The 7947-nt window shown below is 34.9% G+C and carries 11 protein-coding genes; all 11 read left to right on the top strand.

What is annotated here, in order from left to right; all coding sequences use genetic code 11:
* Positions 1 to 172 precede the first annotated feature (172 nt).
* The 11 genes from EAI80_RS10785 to EAI80_RS10735 all read left to right on the top strand — a co-directional run bounded on the left by EAI80_RS10785 (position 173) and on the right by EAI80_RS10735 (position 7741).
* Positions 173 to 1261 carry a glycerate kinase gene (locus EAI80_RS10785; RefSeq protein WP_129982020.1) on the top strand — a complete coding sequence of 363 codons (1089 nt, stop codon included), beginning with the start codon at positions 173 to 175 and terminating at the stop codon, positions 1259 to 1261.
* Entirely contained in the window at positions 1254 to 2084 is an 831-nt protein-coding gene (locus EAI80_RS10780; RefSeq protein ID WP_129982019.1) for an RluA family pseudouridine synthase, read from the top strand. Before EAI80_RS10785 ends, EAI80_RS10780 begins: the two co-directional genes overlap by 8 nt.
* A 15-nt stretch (positions 2085 to 2099) precedes the next feature.
* Entirely contained in the window at positions 2100 to 2558 is a 459-nt protein-coding gene (locus EAI80_RS10775; protein WP_129982018.1) for a hypothetical protein, read from the top strand.
* A 188-nt stretch (positions 2559 to 2746) separates the two neighbouring features.
* Entirely contained in the window at positions 2747 to 3298 is a 552-nt protein-coding gene (gene infC / locus EAI80_RS10770; protein ID WP_006505446.1) for a translation initiation factor IF-3, read from the top strand.
* Between the two features lie 18 nt (positions 3299 to 3316).
* Positions 3317 to 3505 (top strand): 50S ribosomal protein L35, encoded by a 189-nt coding sequence (gene rpmI, locus EAI80_RS10765; protein WP_006505447.1) that lies wholly within the window; start codon positions 3317 to 3319, stop codon positions 3503 to 3505.
* A 27-nt stretch (positions 3506 to 3532) separates the two neighbouring features.
* A complete protein-coding gene (gene rplT / locus EAI80_RS10760; protein WP_006505448.1) occupies positions 3533 to 3892 on the top strand; it encodes a 50S ribosomal protein L20 in 360 nt (119 codons plus the stop codon).
* A gap of 82 nt (positions 3893 to 3974) precedes the next feature.
* Positions 3975 to 4400, top strand: a complete 426-nt coding sequence (locus tag EAI80_RS10755; RefSeq protein WP_129982017.1) for a PTS sugar transporter subunit IIB — start codon at positions 3975 to 3977, stop codon at positions 4398 to 4400.
* The gene (locus EAI80_RS10750; RefSeq protein ID WP_161220339.1) at positions 4387 to 5670 is read left to right on the top strand and encodes an FtsX-like permease family protein; all 1284 of its coding nucleotides are present in this window, start codon (positions 4387 to 4389) and stop codon (positions 5668 to 5670) included. Before EAI80_RS10755 ends, EAI80_RS10750 begins: the two co-directional genes overlap by 14 nt.
* Positions 5667 to 6437, top strand: coding sequence for an ABC transporter ATP-binding protein (locus tag EAI80_RS10745; protein WP_129982015.1), 771 nt, complete (start codon positions 5667 to 5669; stop codon positions 6435 to 6437). The genes EAI80_RS10750 and EAI80_RS10745 overlap by 4 nt, the downstream gene beginning before the upstream one ends.
* A 4-nt stretch (positions 6438 to 6441) precedes the next feature.
* The gene (locus tag EAI80_RS10740; protein WP_129982014.1) at positions 6442 to 7287 is read left to right on the top strand and encodes a patatin family protein; all 846 of its coding nucleotides are present in this window, start codon (positions 6442 to 6444) and stop codon (positions 7285 to 7287) included.
* Positions 7288 to 7342: 55 nt separating this feature from the next.
* Positions 7343 to 7741 carry a gamma-glutamyl-gamma-aminobutyrate hydrolase family protein gene (locus EAI80_RS10735; protein ID WP_238634574.1) on the top strand — a complete coding sequence of 133 codons (399 nt, stop codon included), beginning with the start codon at positions 7343 to 7345 and terminating at the stop codon, positions 7739 to 7741.
* Positions 7742 to 7947: the final 206 nt, after the last annotated feature.

Raw genomic sequence — 7947 nt, 5'->3', positions numbered from 1 at the left:
GTAGCGCATATGTCTGATATGCCGTATAATCTTGTTGGTGTATCATTGCAAACTAAATATACCACAAAAGACGGACCTCGGTCCGTCTTTTGCTTTTTATGAAACTATAATGAGTTATTTACCCGTTACAGCCTCTTTTTTGTGTTAGAATACATACAGGGAGTGATAAGTGATGAAAATACTTGCTGCATTTGATTCTTTTAAAGAAAGTATGACTGCATATGCTGCAGGAGAAGCAGTACAGAGAGCTTATAATAATGTACATATTTGTCCTTTAGCTGATGGTGGTGAAGGGACAATGGAAGTCATGAATTGTTATCTACATGGTGATATTCATGAAATAGAGGTAGCGGGACCACTATTTAAGACAGTTCATGCAAAACTCGCTATTGTGGATGATCTTGCTATTATAGAAAGTGCACAGGCGTGTGGACTTGATTACCTGACTGAAGAAGAAAAGAACGGAACGGAAGCAACATCTTATGGTGTAGGAGAAATGATGAAATATGCCTATGATCATGGTGTTAAACGTTTCCTTTTGACTTTGGGTGGATCAGCTTGTAATGATGGAGGTATAGGTCTATTAAGTGGTATGGGTTATGGTTTTTTTGATCAGTTTGATCAGCGTATTCCAATGAATGCGAGAGGACTCGAAACACTTGATCATATTAAGAAAACACGCCTTGATTTATCAGGTATAGAAGTAGAAGGGGCATGTGATGTCACTAATCCACTATGTGGAAAAGAAGGGGCTACTTATGTCTTTGGTCCTCAAAAGAAGGTGAAAGATCTAGAAAAGACAGATCAGGTAATGAAGCATTATGCGAAAATAATGAGTGAATTAGTTGATAAGGATGATTCATGTACACCTGGTGCAGGCGCAGCAGGAGGTATGGGCTATGCAATTGTGACAGGACTTAATGGTAAATTAGTGACTGGATTTGATGCAGTGAGTCGTACAGTACATCTAGAAGAAGCAATCCAGGAAGCAGATATTATTTTTACAGGTGAAGGAAAAATGGATCATCAGACTTTGTATGGCAAGACACCAATAGGTGTCTTGCACTTGGCGCAGAAATACAATAAGCCTGTTGTCGCATTTTGTGGAAAGTGTGAAGATAAAGAGACATTAATTGAAGCAGGATTTGAGGATGTACGCTGTATTAATCATACAGATGAACCTCTTTCTGTATTATTAGAAAAAGGTCCACAGTATTTAGAAGAAGAAGTGAGACGTTATTTGGAGGAAAAGAATGTATAAGGTTACAAAAGATGAATTACTATTAGATTCTCTTGTGGAGCATACTCGTAAGAAGAAAAATGATTGTAAGAATTTATTGAAATATAAATCAGTACAGGTGAATGGTGAAGTACAGACTTATCATGCCTTTGAATTACATCCAGGAGATGAAGTAGAAGTTGGTAAGAAGACGAATCTTCCTTTTGAACTTCTTTATGAAGATGATGATATGATTGTGATCAATAAGCCTTCTGGACTAGTGAGTGAAGAGACACGTAATAATAAATATCAGACAGCTTTTTATATGGTGATGGAATATTGCCGTAAGAAGAGACAGCAGTGTTATCTTGTACATCGTTTAGACCAGGATACTTCTGGTGTACTTATGTTTGTGAAGAATAAGAAGCTTTATCAGGAATTAACTCATAACTGGAATAAGTATGTTAAAACAAGAGGCTATATCGCGATATTAGAAGGACAATGTCGTAAATCAGGTACAATAAAGAATCATCTTGTAGAAGATAAACAGTTAAAGATGCGTATTGCGAAAGAGGGACAATTGGCTATTACGCACTACAAGCCATTAGAAGTATCTAAGGATTATACAATGATGGAAGTATTCTTAGATACAGGGCGTAAGAATCAGATTCGTGTTCATATGGCTTCTGTGAATCATCCTATTATTGGTGATAAGAAATATGGTGCACGTACAAATCCTTTAAAGAGATTAGGTCTACATGCGCATGAATTTGCATTCACACATCCTTTTACACATAAAACAATGACTTTTAAAGCACCGCTTCCTTCTTCTTTTAAGCAGATGTTTAAACCTTCTAAAAGATAAAGGAGGGAATAAACAGTGAAACATAGTAAACTAATCAGGCAGATTGTTGTACTTGCGGTATGTGTTGTTGCGGTTTTTTGTGGGTTGAAAATAAGAGACAAAATCAGACTACAGAAGGAAGTTGTCTTAAGTGTGAGTGTACATCCTTATGGCCTTATGGATGGAAAAGAAACATATTTAGTGGCCACACAGGCATTCTTTCCTAAAGCTGTTAATATGTCTCAAGCAAGTTTTACTGTAGGTGATTTTAGTCAGCTTGGTGAAGTGAATGAGACACTTTCTAAAGATAAGACTTTAACTGAGGATTATTATAATAGTAAGGTGTTACTTGAAGAAAATACAAGAGTCATGATTGATTATAAGATTGTACAGATGGAACGCCCGATGGATATAGAAAATCTCACAGTCAAGGCTACTATAAAGTATAGAGGCGTAAAGATTCATGCGGTGAATGGTGTTATTACAGAAATCTAAAATAAATTAAAAAAAGTTATTGACAAACACCTGTATATTGGGTAAGATGAACAGGTAAAAAGTGGAAAGAAGAAGTGCCTACTTCTCGCCCGATTGATACAGTCAATGGGCCAATGTCACTAGATTAAACTCTAACGATAAGTGGGCGCTAGTACGCTCACTTTTTATTTAATATGAAGTAAGCGGAGGTGGCTTTTATTAGACGTTATGATAGAACAAAACCAGTAAAGAAGGAAGATCCAATTAACGAAAACATTCGTTTTAAGGAAGTATTGGTTATTGATCAGAATGGAGAACAGTTAGGCGTTATGAGCAAGAGAGACGCAATGAATCGTGCTTATGATGCAGGACTTGATCTAGTTTGTGTTGCTCCTAAGGCAAAGCCAGCGGTATGTCGTATCATGGATTACGGAAAGTATCGTTTCGAGCAGCAGAAGAAACAAAAAGAAATGAAGAAGAATTCAAAAGTTGTTGCGATCAAGGAGACGCAGTTATCTCCAACAATCGATGTACACGATAAGAACGTGAAGCTTAAACGTACTTTGAAATGGTTACAGGATGGCGATAAAGTCAAGGTAGCAATTCGTTTCAGAGGAAGACAGATGGCTCATGTTGATCTTGGACAGAAGATTATGGACGATTTTATTGCGGAATGTTCTGAATATTGCGTCGTTGAAAAGCCAGCTAAACTAGAAGGAAGAACATTGACAGCAATGCTCGCACCTAAAAAAGCAAAGTAAAATAGGAGGAAACTTATCATGCCAAAAATGAAAACACATAGCGGTCTTAAGAAACGCTTAAAGAAAACAGCAAGTGGTAAATTAAAGAGAGGCCATGCATACGTATCTCACTTATCACATAATAAGACACATAAACAGAAAAAGCATCTCGCTAAGTCAACATTAGTACACCCATCAGATTACAAGAGAATCAAGTCTCGTATCTAATAGGTTAATTTTAAGGAGGATATACACATGGCAAGAGTAAAAGGCGGATTTACAACTAGACGCAGAAGAAAAAAGACATTAAAGCTAGCTAAAGGTTACTTCGGTAGCAAACATGCTTTATATAAAACAGCTCATGAACAGGTAATGCATTCTTTAAAGTATGCTTACAGAGATAGAAGACAGTTAAAGAGAGAAATGAGAAAGCTTTGGATTGCACGTATCAACGCTGCTTGCAGAATGAACGATATGTCATATTCAACTTTCATGCACGGTTTAAAACTTGCAGAAGTTAACGTTAACAGAAAGATGCTTTCAGAAATCGCAATTGCTGATCCTGAAGGTTTCAAGGCTTTAACTGATTTAGCTAAAGAACAGTTAGCAAAGTAATCTAAAGTGCCAGAGATGGCACTTTTTTTCACGTTCAGAAAATTAATAGTGTGCTATGAAATAATCTTATATAATATACACCATGAATCTATTAAAAATATTAATCTGTTGTGGGGGTGGCTTCTCATCAAGCTATGTCACTACACGTATGCAGAAACAAATCAAAGAAAATCATTTAGAGAATCAAGTACAGATTGATTTCTCACCCTTTAGCTTGATGCACGAAGTTATTGATCAATATGATGTAGTGATGTGCTGTCCACACCTGCTTATGGAAATTAAGTTGCACTTTAAGGATACAGGTGTACCTTTATATGTTCTTCCTCCTAGAATGTATGGCTTGATGAAACTTACTGAAATTGTAGATGATGCGAAAGGAGTCATAGACATCTATAAACAAACAAAACAGAATCCAGTTTATTTTCCTGGAGAAGAAAATATCTTAAGAGTGACACGTATTAACTCTTATCGCCATACACATGGAGGTAAAAATCATGGGGACATTTAAATTTGCCTGTAAGATGTTGAAACGTGAAAGGAAACAGGCTATATCCTATGGTATTACGGTTCTTTTTACTGTCTTTGTATCATTTGTCTTCTTTAATATTATTAACAATGATACGTTAATGGATCAAACAGCAGCTGCAAGTGGTGGATCTTTTTCACAGGTCAGTGTTCCATTATCAAGTATTATCGCATTTGTCGTTATAATTTTTTGTGGTTTAATGATGGTTTATGCTAACTCATTCTTTTGTACACATAAGACAAAAGAATTTGCGATTCTTGCGATGAGTGGCAGCAGTTTTTTTGATTCAACACTCTATTTATTTTATCAGGAAATCATTATCTCTTTAATTGCATTACCTATTGGTTATTTGATTGGTATGGCAGGGGCAGTAGGAGTGAATTCAATCATGTATCACTCCATGCATATTCATAATTCTATCTTCATGATTCCTATGCGTGCCTATACAGATACACTTATGACTATTGCGATTCTTTTCTTTGTAACTATTCTAGGAGATTCAGGCTTTGTTTACCGCCATGATATCCAGACACTCTTACATGAATCTCATGAAAAGGTTGTGGATAAGAAATTACCTTCTTATCTTCCGCCATTCATTTATATATTTGCGATTATTTTATTAGTTACGACTTCTTATAGTCCAACTGGATTTGTATTCCCTTGTTTTGTAGGTGGAATAGGAGCGGCTTATGTATTATCGCAATCAATCCCAGAAATACTTAGAAAAATCAAGAGTCAACGTTTAGGAAATACTTTAGACCTCGTTTCTTTAAGTCATTTATCTACTTCTTTGACTAATTCAGGTGCTCTTATTCTTGTTTATGTTGTCACAAATGTTTGTATGAGTGCTATGATCATAGCTCAGAAAAATTCACCAAGAGAATATATGACTGCTATTATTGCTTACATTGTGATGACAATCTTATTATCTATCACAATTATGTATAAATATGCTGCAGAAACTATGAAAAGAGTAAAAGCCTTTAGTAATCTTTATAAGATAGGATGCACAAGAAAGAAGATTGCTTCTTATATTAAGAAGGAAGTGATTCTCTTCTATGCATTACTTGTTTTAATACCTATTGTTTATCTTGCAATTGTCATGGTTCAGGTTTATATGCATACACCGGATACTTTAGGGCTTATTATTATGTTGTTTGGTGTGGATATCATTCCACAGATGATTCTTGCAGTGATTACTTATTATATTTATATGAAGAATGTTTATACAGAAATAGGGGAAGTACTATGAGTGAAATACTAGTTGCGAAAAATATAACTAAAATATATGGTATTGGTACAAGCCATACCTTTGAAGCATTACATGGTGTCTCTATGACTATGAATGAAGGAGAATTCATCTGTGTCATGGGACCAAGTGGTGCAGGTAAATCAACTTTTATTAATAATCTATCTACAATAGATATTCCTACAAAAGGGAAGGTTTATATCAATGATACTGAAGTAAGAAGTATGGGTGAAAATGAAATAGGTAAGTTTCGTTATGAGAACCTTGGATTCATCTTCCAGGAATTCAACTTATTAGATTCTCTCACTATTCTTGAAAATATCGCAGTTCCTCTTTCTCTTGCGAATTTGCCACAGGAAGAAATAGAAACAAGAGTTAAAGAAACAGCGTCATGTTTATCTATCGATTCATTACTTCATAAGTATCCTAATGAATGTTCAGGAGGGCAAAGACAGCGTGCAGCCATCTGTCGTGCCCTTGTCACTCATCCTAAACTTATTGTAGCGGATGAACCAACAGGTAACTTAGACTCCCATACATCACATGAAATATTAGAAATATTCAAAGAACTCAATGATCAAGATGGTGTTTCTATACTTATGGTGACTCATGATCCAATGATTGCCAGTTATTCTCAGAAACTGCTTTACATTAAAGATGGTGTCATTGCAAAGCAAGTCGTGAAGGGGGATTTGACACAGAAGGAGTATTTCCATAAAATAGTAGATGTTAACTCAGCAGAGTCAATGTCTTTATTTGAGGGGGAATAAGTATATGAGTGGAATTGTTTTAGAAGGTGGTACATTTAGACCAATCTTTTCATGTGGTATTATGGATTGTTTGAATGATTATGATATTATGTTTGATTATTGTATAGGTGTAAGTGCAGGAATCACTGATGGTGTTTCTTATGTATCAAAACAGCCTAGAAGAAATCTTGAGATACTAAAAACGTATCGTCATGATCCTCGTTATATTGGTCTTAGAAACTATAAGACGGATCATTCTTTATTTGGTTTAAAGTTTGCCTATGAAACAATGTCTAATGAACTTAATCCTTTTGATTATGATACATTTTATAAGTCTCATACAAAAGTACTTGTAGGTGTTACAAATGCGAATACAGGAAAAGCAGAATATATAGATGGTCATAAAATAGATCGTCATTGTACAGTGTTAAAGGCAACATGTGCTATTCCTATCGTATTTCCTGCAATCAAGATAGGTGAGAATGAATATTTTGATGGTGGTATTGCAGATTCTATTCCTGTAAAGAAAGCAATAGAAGATGGTAATAAGAAGCTTTTGATTGTTCTTACTAGACCAAAGGGTTATAAGAAGACACTCAATTTTTCAACTAAATTTGCAGCGAAGGTTGTGTCTCGTAAATACCCGCTTCTTAAAGATGCCCTGCTTTCACGTCATATTAATTATAATGAAACATTAGACTATATTGATAAGCTAGAAAAAGAAGGCAAGGCACTTGTATTAAGACCAACAGAAGAAGTCATTATTGATTCTATGGAAAAAGATCTAGATAAGATTCAAAGAATCTATGATTATGGTTATGCGCTTGCTTTAGAACATCTTGAAGAAATAAAGGCAATATGTCATGAATAGAGTCTCTTGAAAGAGACTCTTTTACTATTTATAATAGTTTCAGGAGCTGATTCGTATGAAACCTATTATCGGAATATTGCCTTTATTTGATGAGAAAAAAGAGAGTTATTGGATGTTGCCAGGATATATGAAAGGTATTGCGAATGCAGGAGGTATTCCTGTGATGTTACCTTTTATTGAAAATATAGAAGATATTAAACAATTATCAGAGAACTTTGATGGTTTTCTTTTTACTGGCGGACCAGATATAGATCCTGCTTATTATCATGAAGAAAAGAAGGAAAATTGTGGAGATTTAACACCTTATAGAGACACATTAGAAAGTCAATTATTTAAAGAAGTATATGCTTTAAATAAACCAATATTAGGAATATGTAGAGGGCATCAGTTACTTAATGTATTATGTGGTGGAACATTATATCAGGACTTACCATCAGAATATAAAAGTATTTGAATACCCACAAACCACAGGTTAGTGAAAATTAAATTTCATAAGCACCGATTAAACGGCGTTCATGAAGCTGAACCGGACACATGAATTTCCCATCTGTTCTATAATTAGATTAGAAATTAGATGGAGGTATAATCATATGTCAAACAAAGTATTAAAGCCTAAGAAAGCTTCTCTTTATCAGTTCACTCAGAAATATTCCAACAATA

It is taken from the genome of Catenibacterium sp. co_0103 (genome assembly GCF_004168205.1).
GTDB classification, from domain to species: Bacteria; Bacillota_I; Bacilli_A; order Erysipelotrichales; family Coprobacillaceae; genus Catenibacterium; species Catenibacterium mitsuoka_A.
The sequence above is the reverse complement of the archived record's forward strand: the minus strand, read 5'-3'. Positions and strand labels throughout refer to the sequence as shown.